Annotated in this window: 19 protein-coding genes; 8 read left to right on the top strand and 11 right to left on the bottom strand. The window is 55.4% G+C overall.

The window, feature by feature from the left end:
- Window positions 1-139 precede the first annotated feature (139 nt).
- The gene (ppx, locus tag ACN0V1_RS00605) at window positions 140-1621 is read left to right on the top strand and encodes an exopolyphosphatase (RefSeq protein ID WP_417543625.1); all 1482 of its coding nucleotides are present in this window, start codon (window positions 140-142) and stop codon (window positions 1619-1621) included.
- 4 nt (window positions 1622-1625) lie between these two features.
- Here the strand turns inward: ppx and ACN0V1_RS00610 are convergent, their stop codons facing one another.
- On the bottom strand, window positions 1626-3611 hold the full coding sequence (locus ACN0V1_RS00610) for an ATP-binding cassette domain-containing protein (protein WP_417543125.1): 1986 nt from the start codon (window positions 3609-3611) through the stop codon (window positions 1626-1628).
- Between the two features lie 46 nt (window positions 3612-3657).
- On the opposite strand from ACN0V1_RS00610, the gene ACN0V1_RS00615 reads away from it, so the two are divergent.
- The 3 genes from ACN0V1_RS00615 to ACN0V1_RS00625 all read left to right on the top strand — a co-directional run bounded on the left by ACN0V1_RS00615 (window position 3658) and on the right by ACN0V1_RS00625 (window position 5446).
- Window positions 3658-4215: a TIGR02444 family protein gene (locus ACN0V1_RS00615; protein WP_417543126.1), complete on the top strand. Its 558-nt coding sequence runs from the start codon at window positions 3658-3660 to the stop codon at window positions 4213-4215.
- On the top strand, window positions 4212-4595 hold the full coding sequence (locus tag ACN0V1_RS00620) for a DUF4124 domain-containing protein (RefSeq protein WP_417543127.1): 384 nt from the start codon (window positions 4212-4214) through the stop codon (window positions 4593-4595). Before ACN0V1_RS00615 ends, ACN0V1_RS00620 begins: the two co-directional genes overlap by 4 nt.
- Window positions 4596-4732: 137 nt before the next feature.
- The gene (locus ACN0V1_RS00625) at window positions 4733-5446 is read left to right on the top strand and encodes an FKBP-type peptidyl-prolyl cis-trans isomerase (RefSeq protein ID WP_417543128.1); all 714 of its coding nucleotides are present in this window, start codon (window positions 4733-4735) and stop codon (window positions 5444-5446) included.
- A gap of 126 nt (window positions 5447-5572) precedes the next feature.
- Here ACN0V1_RS00625 and rsd read toward each other — a convergent pair whose 3' ends face one another.
- Window positions 5573-6052, bottom strand: a complete 480-nt coding sequence (rsd, locus tag ACN0V1_RS00630) for a sigma D regulator (protein WP_417543129.1) — start codon at window positions 6050-6052, stop codon at window positions 5573-5575.
- Between the two features lie 105 nt (window positions 6053-6157).
- Window positions 6158-6664 (bottom strand): disulfide bond formation protein B, encoded by a 507-nt coding sequence (locus tag ACN0V1_RS00635; RefSeq protein WP_417543130.1) that lies wholly within the window; start codon window positions 6662-6664, stop codon window positions 6158-6160.
- 114 nt (window positions 6665-6778) lie between these two features.
- Here ACN0V1_RS00635 and ACN0V1_RS00640 point away from each other — a divergent pair, with 114 nt between their 5' ends.
- Complete coding sequence (locus ACN0V1_RS00640; protein WP_417543131.1) at window positions 6779-7222, top strand: flagellar basal body-associated FliL family protein; 444 nt, start codon at window positions 6779-6781, stop codon at window positions 7220-7222.
- A gap of 28 nt (window positions 7223-7250) precedes the next feature.
- On the opposite strand, the gene rmf is transcribed toward ACN0V1_RS00640, so the two are convergent.
- From rmf to ACN0V1_RS00660, 4 genes are all read right to left on the bottom strand, one after another.
- Complete coding sequence (gene rmf, locus ACN0V1_RS00645; protein ID WP_417543132.1) at window positions 7251-7472, bottom strand: ribosome modulation factor; 222 nt, start codon at window positions 7470-7472, stop codon at window positions 7251-7253.
- Window positions 7473-7561: 89 nt separating this feature from the next.
- Entirely contained in the window at window positions 7562-9115 is a 1554-nt protein-coding gene (gshA, locus tag ACN0V1_RS00650; protein WP_417543133.1) for a glutamate--cysteine ligase, read from the bottom strand.
- Between the two features lie 69 nt (window positions 9116-9184).
- The gene (locus ACN0V1_RS00655) at window positions 9185-11545 is read right to left on the bottom strand and encodes a Tex family protein (RefSeq protein WP_417543134.1); all 2361 of its coding nucleotides are present in this window, start codon (window positions 11543-11545) and stop codon (window positions 9185-9187) included.
- Between the two features lie 49 nt (window positions 11546-11594).
- Window positions 11595-13331, bottom strand: coding sequence for a putative bifunctional diguanylate cyclase/phosphodiesterase (locus ACN0V1_RS00660; RefSeq protein WP_417543135.1), 1737 nt, complete (start codon window positions 13329-13331; stop codon window positions 11595-11597).
- 141 nt (window positions 13332-13472) lie between these two features.
- On the opposite strand from ACN0V1_RS00660, the gene rep reads away from it, so the two are divergent.
- The gene (rep, locus tag ACN0V1_RS00665; RefSeq protein WP_417543136.1) at window positions 13473-15491 is read left to right on the top strand and encodes a DNA helicase Rep; all 2019 of its coding nucleotides are present in this window, start codon (window positions 13473-13475) and stop codon (window positions 15489-15491) included.
- A gap of 49 nt (window positions 15492-15540) precedes the next feature.
- Here rep and ACN0V1_RS00670 read toward each other — a convergent pair whose 3' ends face one another.
- Window positions 15541-15954 (bottom strand): c-type cytochrome, encoded by a 414-nt coding sequence (locus ACN0V1_RS00670; RefSeq protein WP_417543137.1) that lies wholly within the window; start codon window positions 15952-15954, stop codon window positions 15541-15543.
- Between the two features lie 199 nt (window positions 15955-16153).
- Between ACN0V1_RS00670 and ACN0V1_RS00675 the strand changes: the two genes are divergently transcribed.
- On the top strand, window positions 16154-16492 hold the full coding sequence (locus tag ACN0V1_RS00675; RefSeq protein ID WP_417543138.1) for a hypothetical protein: 339 nt from the start codon (window positions 16154-16156) through the stop codon (window positions 16490-16492).
- 13 nt (window positions 16493-16505) lie between these two features.
- Entirely contained in the window at window positions 16506-17633 is a 1128-nt protein-coding gene (locus ACN0V1_RS00680; RefSeq protein WP_417543139.1) for a phospholipase A, read from the top strand.
- Window positions 17634-17829: 196 nt separating this feature from the next.
- On the opposite strand, the gene ACN0V1_RS00685 is transcribed toward ACN0V1_RS00680, so the two are convergent.
- The 3 genes from ACN0V1_RS00685 to ACN0V1_RS00695 form a co-directional block, all read right to left on the bottom strand.
- Window positions 17830-19182, bottom strand: a complete 1353-nt coding sequence (locus ACN0V1_RS00685; protein ID WP_417543140.1) for a phosphomannomutase — start codon at window positions 19180-19182, stop codon at window positions 17830-17832.
- Window positions 19183-19191: 9 nt separating this feature from the next.
- Window positions 19192-19668 (bottom strand): bacterioferritin, encoded by a 477-nt coding sequence (bfr, locus tag ACN0V1_RS00690; protein WP_417543141.1) that lies wholly within the window; start codon window positions 19666-19668, stop codon window positions 19192-19194.
- A 181-nt stretch (window positions 19669-19849) separates the two neighbouring features.
- Complete coding sequence (locus ACN0V1_RS00695; protein ID WP_417543142.1) at window positions 19850-20056, bottom strand: bacterioferritin-associated ferredoxin; 207 nt, start codon at window positions 20054-20056, stop codon at window positions 19850-19852.
- Window positions 20057-20140 lie beyond the last annotated feature (84 nt).

Raw genomic sequence — 20140 nt, forward strand, 5'->3', positions numbered from 1 at the left:
CTTTTCGCAGCAGTCAAACCCGGGCATCTACTGACAGGTCCTGCGGTTATCGCTTATAGTACGCGCACGCTCTTACCACAGGATTCCGATCACCGTGACGGACACCTCTTCTGCCGAAAATGCCGCTGCTCCACCGGATATGCTGGCAGCCATTGATATGGGCTCAAACAGTTTTCATATGGTTGTGGCGCGGCTGGTGCACGGCGAAATTCGCACCATGGAAAAAATGGGCGAAAAGGTGCAGCTCGGCGATGGTCTTGATTCCGACAACTACCTGACCGAGGAGGCCCAGGAGCGCGGGCTTGACTGCTTGCGCCGTTTTGCCCAGCGCCTTAACGGCACGCCGCCGGAGGGTGTCCAGATTGTGGGCACCAACGCCCTGAGGGTCGCGCGTAATGCCAGCCAGTTCATAGCCAGAGCGGAGGAAGTTCTGGGCTACCCGGTGGAGGTCATTGCCGGGCGCGAGGAGGCGCGTCTAATCTACCTGGGCGTTTCGCACACTTTGTCTGATGACGCAGGGCGCCGTCTGGTAATCGATATCGGTGGCGGTAGTACGGAGTTGATTATCGGCCAACGCTTTGAGCCTCAGGAGCTCGAGAGCCTGCACATGGGCTGCGTCTCTTTCCGAAACCGGTATTTTTCTGATGGCCGGATTACCCGCAAACAGATGGACAATGCGATTACTCACGCGGAGCAGGAGCTCCTGAGTATCCGCAAGCGTTTTCGGTCGGTAGGCTGGCAAAGTGCCGTGGGCGCGTCTGGTTCAATCAAGGCCATAAGCATTGTGCTGGCGACGCTAAAGATAACCGATGGCACCATTTCCTGGAGTGCCATGGAAGAGTTGCGCCGACGGCTAGTGGATATGGGCAGTGTCGAGAAGTTGGGCGAGCTGGGCATACGACCGGATCGACAGAATATTTTCCCGGCCGGTTTCGCCATCCTTATGGGAGCCTTTCAGTCCCTGAACATACAGGATATGACCTTCGCCGATGGCGCACTCAGGGAAGGCCTTCTGTATGGCATTGCCGGGCGGATTCAACACGAGGATGTGCGTGAACGCAGTATCTCGGCGCTTCAGGAGCGGTACCACGCAGATCAGAGTCAGGGCGGTGCGGTTGAGGCAACTGCGACTGCAGCGTGGGAACAGATTGCCGCCGCCTGGGGCCTCGATACGGTTCACGATGAAGAGGTTTTGCGCTGGGCTTGCCAGTTGCACGAAATTGGCCTGACCATTTCGCACAGCCAGTATCACAAGCACGGAGCCTACCTGTTGCGCTATTCCGACATGGCCGGCTTTACCCAACAGGCCCAACAGGAACTGGCCATTCTGGTACGGGGCCACCGGCGCAAATTCACCGCATCGATCTTTGATGGCGTCGATCCCGGCGATCTGAAGCGTTTGCGACACCTCTGCATACTGGTGCGCCTTGCCGTGCTGATCCAGCACTCCCGTAACCTGGAACCGCCACCGGCCTTCACGCTTCAGCCAAGCGAAAATGGCCTTTTACTGACTTTTCCGGAGGGTTGGTTCGATGAGCGCCCGCTGACGTTTGCAGATTTGAGGAACGAACAGGATTATCTGGCCAAGCAAGACTTTGTGCTTGAGCTAGCCGGAGGCTGAAAGGCTAGCTAGCCAGCTCTTCCTCCATCGTTTCTACCGCTTCGCTGACATCGAGCCATTCCGCTTCGGTGTCCTCAAGTCGGGCTTTGGCCTCAGCCTGCTTGCCCAACAGCTCCTTTAATCGGCTTTTCGAATCGCCACCATATATACCCGGGTCGGCAAGCGCCAATTCAAGGCTACTCAGTGTTTCGTGCAGTGATTCCATCTGCTGTTCCAGCGCTGTCTGCCGCTTTCGATAAGGGCTCAGCTTTTGTCGGAGTGCCGCTTCCGCGCGCTTCCGCGCTTTTCGATCCTCTGCACTTTCTCCAAAACCCGCGCCAGCGTCTGATTCCGTAGCTGAAATACTGCTCTCAGTATTACCGGCTCCAGCCGCCTGACGTTTCGGCGCTTCGGTATCGTCCTTGCGACGGTCTGCCAGCCAGCGTTCATAGTCCTCCAGATCGCCCTGGTATTCCACAACGCGACCGTCATTGACCAACCAGAACTCATCAACGGTATTACGCAACAGGTGTCTGTCGTGAGACACCACAACAATGGCGCCTTCGAAATTCTGTAGCGCCATGGTCAGTGCCTGGCGCATTTCCAGATCCAGGTGGTTGGTCGGCTCATCCAGAAGAAGCAGGTTCGGCTTTTGCCAGGCGATCACAGCCAATGCAACGCGAGCCTTTTCGCCACCTGAAAAGGATCGGATGGGGCTCAAGGCTTCATCGCCATGAAAATCGAAGCCACCCAGAAAGTTCCGAACGCTCTGTTCAGACGCCCGGGGCGACAACCGCTGCAGGTGCAGGAAGGGGCTGGCGTCAAGATCCAGAGACTCCAGCTGGTGCTGAGCAAAGTAGCCTATCGCCAAATGCTCTCCACATGTCCGCTCCCCGGATAGCAGCGTGCTTGTCGTCCCCTGATCACCCTGCCCCAGCAGCGCATCCATCAAGGTGGATTTACCGGCGCCGTTGGGGCCCAGCAAGCCAATACGGCTACCAGGCAACAGCGTCAGGTTAATGTTGTTGAGAATAACGCTTTCGCCATGTCCCGCTTGCCCGTGCCGTATTGAAAGCAGGGGGTTAGAGACTTTGTCTGCCATCGGGAATTCGAAGCTGAACGGCGAATCAATGTGCGCGGGGGCAATCTTTTCCATCCGCTCCAATGATTTTACCCGGCTCTGTGCCTGGCGAGCTTTGGTGGCTTGTGCTTTGAAGCGATCGATAAAACGCTGGATTTCTGCGATTCTCGCTTGCTGCCGCTCGAAACCTGCTTGTTGTTGCGCAAGCCGCTCACTGCGCTGGCCTTCAAACGCTGAGTAATTACCCGTATACAACTCCAGCTTCTGACGATCAAAATGAACCACATGGGTAGCCACCCGGTCCATGAAATCCCGATCGTGAGAAATAAACAGCAGGGTACCGTCGTAGCGGCGCAACCAGTTCTCCAGCCACAGGCACGCGTCCAGATCCAGGTGGTTGGTGGGCTCATCGAGCAATAAAAGATCGGAAGGCCGCATCAGCGCCTGGGCAAGGTTCAGCCGGATACGCCAGCCACCTGAAAAGGCTGATACTGGCCGGTCTGCATCGCCATTCTGAAACCCGAGGCCTCGCAGAAGGGATTCTGCACGCCGGGCGGCAGACCAGGCCTCGTGCACGTCCAGCTCGCCGTGTATGTGCGCAACCGAATTGTCATCTCCCCGCGCTTCAGCCTGTTGAAGTTCCCGCTCCAGCCGTCGCAAATCAAGATCGCCGTCGAGAACGAAGTCTCTGGCGCTTCGCCCTGTCGCCTCAACTTCCTGCGCCATATGTGCAATGCGGCAACCGCCTGGAAGTGACACACTGCCCTGCTCTGGCGCCAACTGGCCCAGCAATAACTGAAAGAGACTCGACTTGCCGGCACCATTAGCACCCACAATCGCAACGCGCTGGCCGGATTGCACCGTCAGAGCGACGGAATCTAGCAACCAGACGCCACCCCGTTGTAAACTGAGATCGGTTATCGTTAACATGATGTCATATAATCAACGTAGAATAGTCAGGGATGGTTCAGCGTTTATGCCGCTCAGCTCGGAAACCAGCCCGAATTTATCTTTAAAAGCCATGGAGTTGCCGGCAAATCTCGAACCGGACAATCCGCTCTGGCGGTTTGCACTGACATTCTGGCAGCTCTCGACGGCGCAGGAAACCTGTCTGGCTCTTCAGAATGAGGGCTGGAGCGTAACACGAATTTTATGTGCCGGATGGCTGGCACTGAACGGCAGCGCGTTCACCGGAACCGAGGACACTACGGTAACAGAGTGGCGTGACCGTGTAACCGACAGCTTGCGTGCCATTCGCACCTCGGTGCCGAAGGCGCAAGCTTCATACAAGGCTCTGCGCACAAACCTCGCCAGCCTTGAACTGGAATCCGAGCGCATCGAGGTGGCTTTGGCCTGGCGGACTTTAACAGTGCTCAACCCGGAATCGAGCAATATGCAGGAACGTGAGAAGTTAATTCAACACAATCTCGCTGCCGCAGCACCGGTATCCGGCATGACCAGGATTACACGACCGCTTCTGAGCACACTCAGTGACGCGCTCATCACCTTCCATCAAGGACACACACAGCCATGATGATCAAATGGCTCGTCCGGCTCTCCTTTCCGGCTCTCGGCCTGCTGTTGCTGTTGATGTTCTTCGGCCTGAATGATCCTGAACAGGCATCTGAGCCCGTGGCAGAAGAAGCACAGCCCGAAATACCTGCGTTTGAAGGCCTGGTACCCTCCCCAGTTGCAACAGACGGCCCGGATATTGTTTTCAAGTGGCAGGATACTGACGGCAACTGGCATTACGCCGACCAGCCCCCTGAGCAAGGGTCCTGGAACACGCTGGCCATAGAGAGGGCGGATAATAATCGCGGGACCGCCATAACATCCAATCCTGAAACTGACTGGCAATCACCCTACAATGCGCCCTTCTATCTTGGCCCGAGTGCGAGAAACCACGGTAGCTGACAGCTTCTGTGGGAAATCCGTAGCGCCTTAACAGATGTTCAGTGGAATCTGCGTCCCGAACCCGTTACCTTTCCCCTTCTGACACACACCATATGTGGGCTATCGCCCGCTCCGTACTGAACCAAAAGGACGATGTAATGAAAAAAACCCTGCTTGCACTGGCGATGACCGGCATGGTTGCCGGTTGCTCAACTCCTCCCGAGACTCCGGTGGACCCTAAGCTGGACTCCACCGACCAAAAGGTCAGCTACGGCATGGGCCTGGTACTGGGTGAGAGGATGAACAACGACCTGCCAAACCTGCAGATGGATCAGTTTCTCCAAGGCATTCAGCACGGCCATGCCGGCGATGACGAAACCAAGCGCATGAGCCGTGAAGAAATCCAGCAAGCCCTGATGGAGTATCAGCAGTCGCTGCAGGAAGAACAAGGCAAGCAGATGGAAGAACTGGCGCAGAAAAATCTGGAAGCCGGCCAAGCTTTCCTTGCTGAAAATGCCGAGCGCGACGGCATTGAAACAACCGAATCCGGCCTTCAGTTCGAAGTACTGGAAGCGGGCGACGGTGAGCAGCCGGCCGCTACCGATACAGTGCAGGTGCACTATACCGGCGAGCTGCTTTCCGGCGAGGTATTTGACAGCTCCCGTGAACGCGGCGAGCCAGTAACCTTTGCCCTGAACCAGGTTATCCCAGGCTGGACTGAGGGCCTGCAGCTGATGAGTGAAGGCGCTCGCTACAAGCTGTATATCCCGTCTGATCTGGCCTACGGCCCAGGCGGCAACCGCGCCATCGGCCCGAACGAAACACTGGTTTTTGATGTAGAGCTACTAAGCATCAACCCGGACGCGAACTAAGAAGAAAGCGCCGCCTGCGAGCAATCCGGGCGGCGCTTTCAAAGCACTTCAGCCTGCCTGAAGTCATAAAAAAGCCTCAGCCTGCGTTACCGCTGCTGAGGCTTTTTTATGACTGCTCCAGTCAAATCAGGCCGGAGCTACTTTGTCGGCATGCACATTGTGGAGGTGCTCAATCAGAAAATCCTCCATCTCGAAGCGGCTTTCCAGCGCTTCACCCAACCGGGAAAGCTCATCAAAAAGCGTTTTCACGTCCTGCTCGGAAAGCTCGCCATCGCCCAGCTTGTCATTAAAATTAAGCGCTACTTCGGTGGTTTCCTCAATGCGCGGATAAACCTTCGCCGCCAGTTCCAGCCCACCGTCATTAAACTCCCGAGCCTCCCTGACCAACTGCTCGTATATTTCGAAGTGACCGGTAGACACGTAGTCCACCAGAACCTCACAAAGCCGCACAAACTTTTGCTTCAGGGCTTCTGTCTGCGAAAAATCACTTTCTCCGGATAAATCGCAGTAATGAACCAGCAACTCCTGACGATCCTTGAGCCAACGATCAATAAGTTCGCTGACGCCACCCCAACGCTCCCTGGCATTTCGGCAATTTTCCAACATGACGCCTGTTCTCCGCTAGCTAGATAGTCCGGCAATTGAGCCCTGAGCTCATATTCGTTAAGTCAGGATCAAGTTACCCCAAGCCCACTGCCTGCCGCAACCGTTTCAGCCAGCGATCCAGCCTTTTGGTTTTCCCCGATGAAGAAGCATGGCCAGGCCCAGAATCACTAACAAAGCAAAAAACAACGCTGTCCAGCCCGGAATGCTCAGCCCAAGAAAACGCCAGACCACGGTAGCACAGTCTCCGGTGCCTCTGAGGGCGGTAGACAGCACCTCCGCCCAGGGCAGAACCTCAAGCATATAGTCCACAGAGGGGCCGCAGGCGGGCACCTGGTCAGCCGGCAGGCTCTGCAACCACAATTGGCGGCCCGCCACACCCAGCCCGGCACCGGCCGTTACCGCCAGCAACAGCCCATATACACGTAAACCAAGCTGCCCGGGACCATGCAAAGCGGCTACAAAGCTCACCATGCCGACACCCATGAAACCAAAGCGCTGAAGCCAGCACAAAGGGCAAGGCTCCAGCCCCATCACATGCTCCATGTAAAACGCCACGCCCAATAATCCGGCGCAGACGACAAAAACAAGTGCAAAGATTGCTCTTCCTCTCACAAAGTTTCCCCAGTTTTCCACAAATGCTCCGCCGGGCCTGCTATTCTCGGTTTATCCGGCGGAAACGCTGCTGATTTTGTCACTAAACCCTAAACCATGACTAACTGCAAGCTTATGACACCTCAGCCAAAATTCGTTTTATTGAGTATCTTCCTGCTGTTCTCAGTGCTCCCCACCGCTTGGGCGGAAGACGCCGCCGAAGCTGAAGAGGAAACTATCGAAGAATCAGGCATAACGGATTATATTCCCATGGAGCCGGCATTCGTAACCCACGTCGGCAGCCCCGGCGGCAAACTGACCTATCTGAAAGCAGCAGTCACCTTGCGAGCTTCCCGGCAGACCACTCGAACTGCCGTTGTGGCTCATATGCCAAGGCTGCGCCACGAATTTGTAATGCTGTTTGGTGAGCAAACGGATACCGACAAGCTGACCACAATGGAAGGCCAGCAGACACTGCGCGAAGAGGCAAAATCAAGAATAAACGGGGTGCTTGAAGAGCAGCAAACCGGCGAAGCCATCACCGGCGTACTGTTTACCGAATTCGTCGTACAAAAATAGGACAAAGATAAGCTAAAAACAGGAAGCTTCAGGCGATCCAGGACAACAGGTCATTACCGTTACCCGTGGCTCGCTCTTCGAGGATAACTTCACCTGCATCATCCCAACCGGCCTCCCAGGCCGCTATGACAACGTCTCCGCGATAAGGGCAGCGGGGCTTATCCATGCCCACGGAGGCTGCCAGGTAGCCTTGGCGATAGGCTTTGTTTAGCGCCTCAACGCCCCAGCCGGGCTTCATATCCCTTGCCATGGCACTTCTCCCTGTAACTGAAGCTACTGAAGTTAGCGCCAGCGTCAGAAAGTGACAAACTTTTGTTCAACTTCTGTGAAGCACGCCCCTCAAGAACGCAGATATTGCTCAAGAAAGTCACTGAATGCCAAGGTATCCGAGGCCTCAATTCGCTTCTGTTCTGCCAGAGAATCCTTGGTAGCAGCGGTAAATGCGGCTTCTACACTGGCATCCATGCCTTCCTGTCGCAGTGTGTTCTGGTGTCTGAGTGCCATGTCCATCGTCCAGTCCCGATGACCGAGCCCGGAAGCCTGCATGGCGTCAATAACCCGGGCAGACGGCACTTGGCTATCGCCCGATAGAACTTCCTGCTGGGCTGAAAGCGCCTTGCGATAAACCTCACCACCGTTCCAGCCGTCCAGTATTTCTGCCAGCGGTTCAAGGCGATCCAGTATTTCCGTGGCCGCATCACCGATTGGCGTGCGTTCACCAGCCCGACACAGCGTTAGCTCGTGATTGCGGCCTTTGGTGACAACATCTTTGTAGTTGTCATCCAGCATGCTGCATTCCGCATCGTCGATTTGCGGCGACTCTGACAGCAAACAATCCAGCAGGAAGAGATCGAGGAAGTCGACCTGAGCCGCACTGACGCCTACCGGGGAGAAGGGGTCGAGGTCCAGGCAGCGCACCTCAATATATTCCACCCCTCGGGATTCAAGCGCGTGAATCGGCTTCTCGCCGCTTTTTGCGGTGCGTTTGGGACGTACCGCGCTGTAGTACTCATTCTCAATCTGCAGCACGCTGGTATTGATCTGGATAAACTTGCCATCACGCTGGGTACCCAGGGCTTCATAGGCAGGCCAATTGGTATGAATGGCTCTCTCCAGAGTCTGGGTGTAGGTGCTGAGCTTGTTGAAACAGATATTCAACGAAGACTGGGCGTTGTTGTGATAACCCAGATCACCCATGCGCAACGACGTAGCATGTTCACCAAACCAGCTACGCTCGCCAAATCGACCGAGGTCGTGACGCACACCGTCAACAAAACTCGCATCCAGAGCCGGGGAAGCGCCGAACAACAGCATCAGCAACCAGCTTCTGCGGCGGAAATTACGAATCAGCCAAAAATATTGCTCGGATTTAAAGTCTTTCATGCTTTGCTGGTCGCCGAGCGCGCTCTGCCAGATTTCCCAGAAGCTGTCCGGTAACGAGAGGTTGTAGTGCGTACCGGCTATGCTTTGCATCATGCGCCCATACCGCACCGCCAGCCCTTGACGGTATACATGTTTTAGCTGACCTGTGTTGGACGAGCCATACTCCGCGATGGGAATACTGGCGTCACCATCCAGCTCGCAGGGCATGCTGGCCGGCCAGAAAACCTCATCTCCCAGGTTTTTTTGCACGAAGCGATGGGTGTTGCGCAGGGACTCCAGCATCTCGGACGTACTGCTGCACACCGGTGTGATCAGCTCCAGCAGGGCCTCGGAATAATCCGTGGTTATGGATGGATGCGTAAGCGCAGCGCCCAGAGCCTCAGGGTGGGGGGTCTGTGCAATGAACCCGTTGCGGTCCACGCGCAAACCTTCTTTCTCTACCCCTTTCAGAAATCCGTTCCAGTCGCTGGCTGCGAACTGGCGGAACACAGAATGGCGGGATTCGCCCATGATTGACTCCTGCTGCAACCGGCTTTGCCTTGTGAGCAGGCGCCGGCTGGTGGAAATAGTTGAAATCGCTTAACGCTTATCCTTACTGGCGGACGCAAACGCCTGCGCCAGTGCCCCTGCCATAGCGCCTTGATCAGCACCCTTACTCTGACCACGGGGTGAAGACTTGCCCGCCCGCTGCCCGCTGCGGTTACCGGCATTCTGGTCACCCGCTGTGCGCCCGGAAGTGGAGCGCCTTGAGTCCGCTTTGTCGCCTGGTTGGTCATCCATACGCATGGTCAGCGCAATCCGCTTTCGAGGGATATCCACTTCCATGACTTTGACCTTCACAATATCCCCGGCCTTGACCACTTCACGGGGGTCTTTGACGAAGGTATGGGAAAGCGCAGAAATATGCACCAGCCCATCCTGATGAACACCGATGTCCACAAACGCACCGAAATTGGTGACGTTAGTAACGGATCCTTCCAGCACCATGCCCGACTCAAGATCACCCAGGGTTTCCACGCCTTCTTCAAAGCTTGCGGAACGGAATTCCGGGCGCGGGTCCCGACCGGGCTTCTCAAGCTCTGAGAGAATATCCCGGATGGTCGGCAAACCGAATTGGTCTGTCACGTAATCCTGGGGATTCAGACCACGCAAAAACGCCGCATCGCCGATAATCCCTTCAACCTTACGATGATTCTTTGCTGCAATGCTTTCAACCACTCCGTAGGCTTCGGGGTGCACCGATGACCGGTCCAGCGGATTCTCGCCGCTGGCGATGCGCAGGAAGCCGGCCGCCTGCTCAAAAGTGCGCTCACCAAGCCGGGCAACCTTTAACAACTGCTTGCGGTTGCGGAACATGCCGTTTTGATTACGGTATTCGATAATATTCTGCGCGATGGTCTGATTGAGACCCGACACTCTTGCCAATAAAGGCGTAGAGGCCGTGTTCAGATCGACACCGACACCGTTAACACAATCCTCAACAACCGCATCCAGGCTGCGGGAGAGCTGAACCTGAGATACATCGTGCTGGTACTGGCCGACGCCAATGGATTTCGGTTCGATCTTGACCAGCTCGGCCAGCGGATCCTGCAATCGGCGGGCAATGGAGACCGCGCCGCGAATGGTTACGTCCAGGTCGGGCAGCTCTTTCGATGCGAACTCGGAAGCTGAGTAAATCGAAGCACCGGACTCGCTCACCACAATGCGCGCCAGTTTGAGTTCGGGGTAGCGCTTGCTGAGATCCCCTACCAGCTTTTCTGTCTCACGGGATGCCGTACCATTACCGATGGCAACCAGTTCAATGCGATATTCACGACACCAGGCTGCGAGCTTTTCGATGGAGTTGTCCCACTGGTTCTTGGGCGCGTGAGGGAAGATAGCGCCGTGCCCGGCAACCTGGCCCGTGCCATCAATTATCGCTACCTTCACACCCGTACGCAGGCCGGGGTCCAGCCCCAGAGTGGGGCGCGGCCCGGCAGGCGCCAGCAACAGCAAGTCTTTCAGATTAGCCGCAAACACGTTGATGGCTTCGGTTTCCGAGGCTTCGCGCACCTGAGCCATGAGATCGGTCTCAATCTGCGTAGACAGCTTTACCCTCCAGGTCCAACGCACCACCTCCGATAGCCATTTGTCAGCGGCACGGCCGTTATCCCGAATGTTCCAACGGGCAGCAATGCGCTGCTCAGCGGGATGTGGCTGGCGTCGGTCCTCATCGATATCGCCCACAACCAGTGTGTAAGCAAGAATGCCTTCGTTGCGACCACGCAGTATTGCCAGTGCCCGATGCGAAGGCACTTTCTTCAGTGGTTCACTGTAATCGAAGTAATCCCGGAACTTGGCGCCTTCGTTTTCCTTGCCTTCAATAACCGTAACTTTTAGCTTCCCCTGCTGCCAGATCAAATCTCGCAACTCGCCCAACAGTTCCGCATCTTCGGCAAAGCGCTCCATCAGGATGAATCGAGCACCTTCGAGCGCGGCTTTGGTGTCGGCAACACCGGCATCGGCGTTGATATAGCCTTCAGCCGTAGCTTCCGGCTCCAGGGCCGGGTCACCATACAAGGCGTCAGCCAGGGGCTCCAGGCCCGCCTCCCGGGCAATCTGGGCCTTGGTACGGCGCTTGGGCTTGTAGGGCAGATAAAGGTCTTCCAGGCGGTTCTTGGCATCCGCACTCAGGATACTGGCGCGTAATTCGTCGGTCAGTTTACCCTGCTCTTCAATGCTCTTGAGGATGGTGCCGCGACGATCTTCCAGTTCCCGGAGATAACGCAGGCGCTCTTCAAGCATACGCAGCTGGTTATCATCCAGAGAGCCAGTAACCTCTTTGCGGTATCGGGCAATAAACGGAACGGTGGAACCTTCGTCCAGCAGGGCGACGGTGGCATTAACCTGTTGCTCGCGTACGCCGAGTTCGTCAGCAATGCGCCTGGAGATACTGTTCATGCAACCTCTGTCTGATGCGTTTCGGATAAAGCAGCAAAGGTACAGCGGCTTACAGTTGCAGGCAAGCGGACTCGCCACGCTTGTTCAGGAATTGCACAAGGTCGGCCCAGGGCATGGGGCGGGCGTAAAAGAAGCCCTGGATTTCATCGCAGTGTTGCTGGCGCAGAAACTCCAACTGGCTTTCGGTCTCAACGCCTTCGGCCACAACACTGATCTGGAGGCTGTGAGCCAGGCTAATAATCGCGCGGATTATGTGTTCCGCATCTGCTGACTGGCCGAGAGCCTGCACAAACGATTTATCGATTTTTACCAGCGAGATCGGCAGGTGCTGGAGATTGCTGAGGGAAGAGAAGCCTGTCCCGAAATCGTCCAACGCAAAACTGATACCCAACTGATTGAGCTCACGCAGGCAACGCTGTGCGTACTCGGGATCGTGCATCATGGCACTTTCTGTCAGCTCAAGTTCCAACAGGCTGGTATCAACGTTGGCGTTGAAGATGATGCGGAATATGGTTTCGGTCATCTTGCGATCGTGGAACTGCCGGAATGAAAGATTAACGGCAAATACCAACCCCGGGAAACCAAGCTCTGAAGACTCCTGCAACCGTTTGCAGGCCTGCTCTATTACCCAGTACCCTATAGGAACGATCAAACCACTACGTTCTGCGACCGGTATAAACTCGTCTGGCCCCACCAGCCCACGCTCCGGATGATTCCAGCGCAAAAGGCATTCCACGCCACGCACTTCATTGCTGGCCAGATCAATTCTTGGCTGGTAATACAGCTCCAGCTCATTGCCCCTGAGCGCATTACGCAGGTCTGCTTCCAGCCGGAGTTGATAGCCGGCGGAAATATGCAACTGGCGATCATAGAAACGATAACTGGTGCCCGGGTCCCGTTTGGCCTCAAACATCGCCCGATTAGCCCTGCGCATAAGGTTTTCGGGGCTTTCGCCGGCTTCCGGATAGGTAGCCACACCCAGGCTGGCACTGACAACAACGCTTTGGCCATCAATCGTTACCGGCTCTTCAAGGGCGTTGACTACCTTGCGTATGATCCGGGTGATATCGAGTGAATCTTCTATTTTTTCAATGATAATGGCGAGCTCATCACCGCCAATACGCATCAGGGAATCGACGCGACGCAGACCCTGGCGGACCTGAGCGGCCACCTGGATCATCAACTGATCGCTTTTCTGGTAGCCCAAAGACTCATTAATGCTGCGGAAATCATCGATATTGAGATGCAAAAGCGCCAGCCGCTGGTTTCCACGCTGAGCTCTTAGCAGCGCTTGCTGCAGCCTGTCGAAGAACAGATCCCGGTTAATAAAACCTCTTGCAACGCCGCGACCAAGCTGACTGTGAGCCGAATTCGCCAACTGCTCGCGATACCAAAGACACTTCACTGCCCGGCGAAAGCTCCAGTGATCAAGCTCCTGACGGCTCAAATAATCTGCCGCGCCACTTGAAAGCAGATCAGGCGCGCGCACTCCCGAAGCCTCAGCACTCAAGGCAAGTACAGGACGGCCACCACTGGCAACCGCCAGATACTGCAGAAAGGCGGTTTCTGACCCACCATGGAAAACACAGTTCCAGATAATAATGTCGAACTTCGCATTGCGGATAAGATCGTCACAATCCACCAGATCCGGGCACCAGGTTGAATCCGGGTTCATTTCAGGGTCGCCTGCCAGCAGTGCGCCAAGCCAAAGAAAATCGGCATAATCCGGTGTCAGAACCAGAACGCGAAGCTGGTCATGTCCGACGTTTTCCAGTGGCAAGGTCATTGAGCAAGATCCATGGGTGTGTGTAATCAATCCGTTCTGCTAAAAGGATAGCCGATAGATCGACAAGATACAGCCAGCCTGGTGTAGACTATTGCCTTACCAAGAAATCTCCCCGTCTTAATCTATTCTGGCCGCGTATTTGTGAACAAACTTAACCCGCGACAAAATGAAGCCGTGCGCTACACGGATGGTCCGTTGCTTGTACTGGCCGGTGCCGGCAGCGGCAAAACCAGCGTAATCACGCGGAAAATTGCCTATCTGATTGAGCATGTCGGCATTCCGGGTCGGCACATTGCCGCCGTTACGTTCACCAACAAAGCCGCCCGCGAAATGAAAGAGCGGGTGAGCCGGATTGTCGACCGCAAGCTGGCCCGCGGGCTGATTGTATCCACCTTCCATAATCTCGGGTTGAACATGATCCGGGAAGAACACGCCCACTTGGGCTACCACCCCGGCTTCTCCATTTTTGACGCGGAAGATGCCAAAGCCCTGTTACGGGACTTGATGCATCGGGAAGCCAGCGCCGACGCCGGCGATGAGCTCAACGATGTCCAGATGACCATTTCTTCCTGGAAAAATGCCCTGCGCGGGCCCGCTGAAGCATATAGCAAAGCGGCAGATGAGCGGGAGCAGCGCATTGCCATCGTGTACAAACATTATAGCGAGTACCTGAAAGCTTACAACGCAGTCGATTTTGACGACCTGATTCTGCTTCCCGTACAGCTGTTCCGCGACAACCCTGAGGTGCTGGCAAAATGGCGCCGAAAAATCCGCTACATGCTGGTGGATGAGTACCAGGACACCAACATTTGCCAGTACGAGCTGGTGAGAATGCTGGTTGCCGAACGTGCTGCGTTTACCGTAGTTGGCGATGACGACCAATCGATTTACGCCTGGCGGGGCGCGCGGCCGGAAAACCTCGCGCAGCTAAAGGAAGATTTTCCAAGCCTGAAAATCGTAAAACTGGAACAGAACTATCGCTCCACGTCGCGCATTCTGCGCAGCGCCAACACGGTCATCGCCAACAACCCACATGTTTTCGAAAAAGCTCTGTGGAGCGACCATACCATTGGCGACGAGATCCGCATTATCCGGTGCCGCAACGAAGACGCCGAAACCGAGCGGGTGGCCACCGAGATTCTCGACCAGAAGCTGAAGCAAGGGCTGGCGTTCCGGGATTTTGCCGTGCTTTACCGGGGCAATCACCAGGCTCGCCTGCTGGAGATGAAACTGCAGGCCTACCAGATTCCCTATCGCATCTCGGGTGGCCAGTCGTTTTTCTCGAAAAACGAGATCAAGGACGCCATGTCCTATCTGCGCCTGCTGATTAACCCCGATGACGACGCCGCTTTCCTGCGGGTGGTGAATGTACCAAGGCGCGAAATCGGCCCGCGCACGCTCGAGCAGCTCAGCCATTACGCTCGCGCTCGCAACGTCAGCCTTTTCCGGTCACTCAGTGACTTGGGCGCAGAAACTCATGTCACCGAGAAAGGCCTGGACCGGCTGCGGCGTTTTGCCCACTGGGTAGATGCCACCTGTGAGCGCCTGCACGGTGAAAACCCGGTGCCAGTGATAAAGCAGTTGTTCACCGACATCGAGTACGAAGAGTGGCTGCACCAGAACTCCGGCACGCCAAAACAGGCCCAGCGCCGCATGGAGAATATCTGGTACCTGGTGGATTCGATCCAGCGGATGCTCGAGGACGGTAAGGGCACAGCGGATGAGCTGGGCATCGAAGACGCGATCACCAAGCTGATTCTTCGCGACATGATGGAACAGCGCGAAGAGGAGGACGACAGCGACAAGGTACAACTGCTGACCCTTCATGCATCGAAGGGCCTGGAATTCCCCCATGTGTTCGTCCTCGGGCTGGAAGAGGAAATTCTGCCGCACCGCTCCAGCATTGAAGAAGGCAATATCGAAGAAGAACGGCGCCTGATGTACGTGGGCATTACCCGCGCCAAAGAAACCTTGACCCTGACCTACGCCGCCCAGCGCAGACAGTATGGGGAAAAGATCGAAACCATTCCCAGCCGGTTCCTGGACGAACTTCCCCAGGACGACGTGCGCTGGGAGGGCACTGGAGATCTGGATGCCGAGGCCAACCAGAAAAAAGGCAAGGCGACACTGAGCGCTCTACTTGGTGATTTAGGGCTATAAATGCAAAAACCCCGCACTCAGCGGGGTTTTGACAGCAGGAACCTCGGACTTACTTGCTCTCTGCCACTATATGCTCCACTGCAGCCGCGATTTCCTCATCCGGACAGCTGGCACAGCCGCCTTTGGCGGGCATAGCGTTAAAGCCGTTGAGAGCATGATTGATCAGTGTATCCATGCCCTGATCGATACGAGGTGCCCAGGCACCGGTGTCACCAATTACCGGTGCACCTGCAGCGCCAGTGGTATGACACGCCATACACACAGCTCCATAAACTTCGCTGCCTGAACGGGGGCCGGAGCTGGCTGTTTCAGAAGCAGCAGCGGCTTCACCGCACTCATCACCCTGCAGACAAACTTCACCGACCGGCTGAATGCGCGCGCGGATTTCATCTTCAACACTTGCCATAACGGCGCCAGCAGTAATGCCAAAACCGAGCAATACGACAGCCAGGACTCTCTTCATCTTCACAATGCACCTCGCATTTGAGCGTTATAATCTTTGGTTGCCGCATTATAGCGACTGAACCCCGGCAAAAAAACCGAATAGCAAAATGATAAATTGATTTCCACCATTTTTATTGCCATTGCGTAAGCGTGGAGACTCTTTCATGACATACGGTTACCATGTCGCAGCTTACACCAGAACTTTCAGGATTCGATTCATGAACAACCCGGAGAAACCCTTCCCGCACCCTCTGCGCAAAACACTTCTGATCACAGAGTTCAGCGCGTTGGCAGTGCTGCTGGCATCCATGGGCTGGTTCTCGATCCAGACGGATACCGGCCATAGTATCAACCCGGCGTGGCTGCTGATACCCGCGTTCGCAAGCTTCGCTGTTTTCCTGAGCTTCATTGGTCTTATGTACCTGCGCTGGATTGTGGCGGTGAGTGCCGCCAACCAGCTTCGGCACAAAGTTGTTTTTTCCTTACTCGCCATTACGCTGATCGGCGTCTGGGTTTACGGTATCGCCAGCACCTGGCTCAGCCTCAATGCCGCATAGAGAGATTCGGAGTATGTACAAACGCCCCAATGCCTGGGTTCTGAAGACGGCAGTGCTTGTATTGCTGTGGCCGGCGCTGGCAATTGCGCAGGAATCAACGCAGGCAGACGACCGCCAGGCAACGTTCCCTGAGGACTGCGCCCTGATTCGGGAAGGTGTTCAGCGCCTGGCCTGTTACGATTCTTTCGACAATCCACAGGCGGCCCGCGATCAGGCAAGCGAACGGCAGGTGGAGGAAGCGGAGCTGACAGCCGAAACACTGGCCCCAAACCGGGAAACCCAGAGGTCAGTGGCTGAGGATTCCGGCGACGACGATCCCGATAGTCGTGTGATGACCAACCTGGTCAACCAGCACCTGACCGCTGAGAAAGCACTGTTTTCGTTTTCTGGCAGTTTCATAAGCCACAAGCCCACTTATATCCTGCCAATCACCTGGATGGACGACCCAAATAAGGTGCCAACCAGCCCGAGAGTTGGCGCGACCGGCTATGACTACGGCCTGGAAAACGAGGAGGCCAAATACCAGATCAGCTTCAAGGTTCCCCTGATGACTGGCTGGCTGGATGACAGCACTACGTTATGGTTTGGTTATACCCAACGCTCGTTCTGGCAGGTTTATAACCAGGACGAATCTGCGCCTTTTCGGGAAACCAATTTCGAACCCGAGGTTTTTCTCCGCCACCAGGCGAACTGGAACCTGGGTGCTGTGACACTGAGCGGCATAGCGCTGGGCATTAACCACCAGTCCAACGGTCAGTCAGAACCCCGTTCACGTAGCTGGAACCGGATTATTGCAAGCGCTGGCTTTACTCATGGTCGCTGGCTTTTTATTGTGCAACCCTGGTATCGCATTCCGGAGAGCAGCAAAGACGATGACAATGCGGACATTGAGAGTTTTCTGGGGTATGCCAACTACAATATTGTTTACAAGCTTACGGAGGATCGGACGTTTTCTCTGAAGCTGCTGAACAATCTGCGTTCGGATAATCGCACGTCACTGGAGTTTGGTTATAGCTTTCCTTTGGGGGACACGATTAAGGGGTTTTTCCAGTATTACAACGGGTATGGGGAGAGTCTGATTGATTACAATCATCGGATTGAGCGGTTTGGGCTTGGGATTATGTTGAACGACTGGCTTTAAGTTTGGTGCTTAGCCGCAAGTTTAGTGCAAGACCGGGGCGCCGGAAGGGAGTTCGAAAACACGCTGTGAATACGTCCGTGTACGCTTGGCTCCGCCATCCATGGCTACGCACAGTTTCCGAACTCCCTTCCGGCACCCCGGCCCCAAACTACGTGGCTAGCGCCGTCTTTGGTTCTAGCCATCTCATCTGAAGCAATTATTTATTCAACTGCTCCATTTCTGCGAGCAACTCTTCTGTTTTCGCTTTCATCAACGGTATGTCAGCACGGGATTCCACGTTCAAACGAACGACGGGCTCGGTGTTGGACATGCGCAGGTTGAAACGCCAGTTGTCGAATTCAACACTGAGGCCGTCTACGTAGCTGATGCTTTTTGCGTCGGCGCCGTATTTTTCCTCAATTGCCGCGATTACCTTGGGTGGGTTGTCGATGGTGCGGTTGATTTCGCCGCTGGCCGGGTAGGCTTCGATACGAGTGTCTATGAGGGATGAGAACGGTTTGCCGGACTGACACAGGCGTTCGGCGAGCAGTAGCCAGGGAATCATGCCGCTGTCGCAATAGGCGAAGTCCCGGAAGTAATGGTGCGCGCTCATTTCTCCGCCGTATACGGCGTCTTCGTCGCGCATACGCTGTTTGATGAAGGCGTGGCCGGTTTTGCTTTCGATGGCTTCACCGCCAGCGGCTTCTACCAGGTCCTGGGTGTTCCAGATCAGCCTGGGGTCGTGGATGACTTTGCCGGGGCCGGTTTTGCGCAGGAACTGATCCGCCAGCAAACCGACGATGTAATAGCCTTCAATAAAACGTCCGTTTTCGTCGAAGAAGAAACAGCGGTCGTAGTCGCCATCCCAGGCAATACCCATTGCGGCGCCGTGCTCAATCACTGCGTCGGCCGTGGCCGCACGGTTTTCTTCGAGGATGGGGTTGGGTACGCCGTGGGGGAAGTTGCCGTCTGGCTGGCAGTGCACTTTGATGAATTCGAACGGAAGGTGCTTTTCAAGTTGGTCGATCACCAAACCAGCACCGCCATTGCCGGCATTGACCACAATCTTGATCGGTGCCAGGGCCGCTGCATCGATGTACCCCAGCAGGTGGTCTATGTAGGCGCTGGTGACTTCCAGTGGCTCATATCTCCCCTGCACCGGCGCATCTGAAAATGGCTCTCGCACTCTGTCGCGAATGTCGTTCAGGCCATTGTCGGAGCTGATCGGGCGGGACTCCGGCCCCACCATTTTCATGCCGTTATGGTTTTTGGGATTGTGGCTGGCGGTGACCATGATGCCACCGTCCATTCCATAGTGGCTGGTCGCAAAGTACACGTACTCCGTGCCACACAAGCCTATATCGAACACATCAGCACCTGCAGCCATCAGGCCCGAGCTCAGGGCTTCGGTGATCTCGTGGCTAGAGAGGCGGATGTCGTATCCGACAATGACTTTTTTGGCGCCTGTGATTTCCACATAGGCGCGCCCGATACGCTCAGCCAAAGCCGGGTTCAACTGCTCAGGCACACTGCCGCGCAGGTCATAGGCTTTAAAACAGGACAGATCCATTGTCGGTACTTACTCCGCTGCGGCAGATTGCAGTTGGATGTAGTTCTGAATGCCCATCTGGTTAATCATTTCCAGCTGGGTTTCAAGCCAGTCAATGTGCTCTTCTTCGCTGTCGAGGATGCTGCGGAACAACTGGCGGCTGGTGTAATCCTGGACTTCTTCGCAGTAAGCAATGGCTTCTTTCAGATCAACATGGGCGATGTGTTCGATTTTGAGGTCACAGGCAATCATTTCCTCAACGTTCTCGCCGATCATCAGCTTGTTCAGGTCTTGCAGATTGGGCAAGCCTTCCAGAAAAAGGATGCGCTCGATCAATTGATCAGCGTGCTTCATCTCATCAATGGATTCTTCGTATTCCTTGGCCGCAAGCTTGGTGATGCCCCAGTCTTTATACATGCGCGAATGCAGGAAATACTGGTTGATGGCCGTCAGTTCGTTGGCAAGAACTTTATTCAGAAACTGGATGACTTTCTTGTCGCCTTTCATTGCAGCACTCCTTGATGTCAGCCGGGCAATACAACTTTCTCTAGGCAAAAGGCTTGTCTGGCTAATTGGTTCGGGTTCAGAAAACCCTCTCGGTTTTCCAAGTGGTTCTCTTGTCACCCTACAAGGATAGCGCTTTAAGGCGAATTACAAAATTGCGGAAAGGAAATAAACGCCGGGCGCGTCAAGCGGGGCTTGCCAGCATGTTTGCCAGCGCAAGGTAATCCGGTGTTTGGCTTTCGCGCAGGATGCCGCGCGCCATGGAGGCGCAACGCCCGCACTGGGTGCCTACGCCAAGCTCTTTTCCGAGCTGACGCATGGAAGAAACACCGTTTTCTGCAGCTTCACGGATGTCCCTGTCTGTGACTCCGTGGCAAAGGCATACATACATAACGCAACTCCACCAACGACAACAATGTTAGTGATAATTATTGTCATTAGCATCCCTGATTGCAACCCTATCGTATTAATTTTG

The sequence above is a fragment of the Marinobacter sp. genome (assembly GCF_048266785.1).
In the GTDB taxonomy this organism is placed as follows: Bacteria; Pseudomonadota; Gammaproteobacteria; order Pseudomonadales; family Oleiphilaceae; genus Marinobacter.

Bases quoted from the DNA above. Each gene is read 5' to 3' on its own strand.
- rmf (WP_417543132.1), bottom strand. From the start codon at position 7,472: ATGGCAAGGGATATGAAGCCCGGCTGGGGCGTTGAGGCGCTAAACAAA.
- ACN0V1_RS00610 (WP_417543125.1), bottom strand. From the start codon at position 3,611: ATGTTAACGATAACCGATCTCAGTTTACAACGGGGTGGCGTCTGGTTG.
- ACN0V1_RS00655 (WP_417543134.1), bottom strand. From the start codon at position 11,545: ATGAACAGTATCTCCAGGCGCATTGCTGACGAACTCGGCGTACGCGAG.
- ACN0V1_RS00670 (WP_417543137.1), bottom strand. From the start codon at position 15,954: ATGAAGAGAGTCCTGGCTGTCGTATTGCTCGGTTTTGGCATTACTGCT.
- ACN0V1_RS00680 (WP_417543139.1), top strand. From the start codon at position 16,506: ATGTACAAACGCCCCAATGCCTGGGTTCTGAAGACGGCAGTGCTTGTA.
- ACN0V1_RS00615 (WP_417543126.1), top strand. From the start codon at position 3,658: ATGCCGCTCAGCTCGGAAACCAGCCCGAATTTATCTTTAAAAGCCATG.
- ACN0V1_RS00625 (WP_417543128.1), top strand. From the start codon at position 4,733: ATGAAAAAAACCCTGCTTGCACTGGCGATGACCGGCATGGTTGCCGGT.
- bfr (WP_417543141.1), bottom strand. From the start codon at position 19,668: ATGAAAGGCGACAAGAAAGTCATCCAGTTTCTGAATAAAGTTCTTGCC.
- ppx (WP_417543625.1), top strand. From the start codon at position 140: ATGCTGGCAGCCATTGATATGGGCTCAAACAGTTTTCATATGGTTGTG.
- ACN0V1_RS00640 (WP_417543131.1), top strand. From the start codon at position 6,779: ATGACACCTCAGCCAAAATTCGTTTTATTGAGTATCTTCCTGCTGTTC.
- ACN0V1_RS00620 (WP_417543127.1), top strand. From the start codon at position 4,212: ATGATGATCAAATGGCTCGTCCGGCTCTCCTTTCCGGCTCTCGGCCTG.
- ACN0V1_RS00695 (WP_417543142.1), bottom strand. From the start codon at position 20,056: ATGTATGTATGCCTTTGCCACGGAGTCACAGACAGGGACATCCGTGAA.
- gshA (WP_417543133.1), bottom strand. From the start codon at position 9,115: ATGGGCGAATCCCGCCATTCTGTGTTCCGCCAGTTCGCAGCCAGCGAC.
- ACN0V1_RS00660 (WP_417543135.1), bottom strand. From the start codon at position 13,331: ATGACCTTGCCACTGGAAAACGTCGGACATGACCAGCTTCGCGTTCTG.
- rsd (WP_417543129.1), bottom strand. From the start codon at position 6,052: ATGTTGGAAAATTGCCGAAATGCCAGGGAGCGTTGGGGTGGCGTCAGC.
- ACN0V1_RS00675 (WP_417543138.1), top strand. From the start codon at position 16,154: ATGAACAACCCGGAGAAACCCTTCCCGCACCCTCTGCGCAAAACACTT.
- ACN0V1_RS00685 (WP_417543140.1), bottom strand. From the start codon at position 19,182: ATGGATCTGTCCTGTTTTAAAGCCTATGACCTGCGCGGCAGTGTGCCT.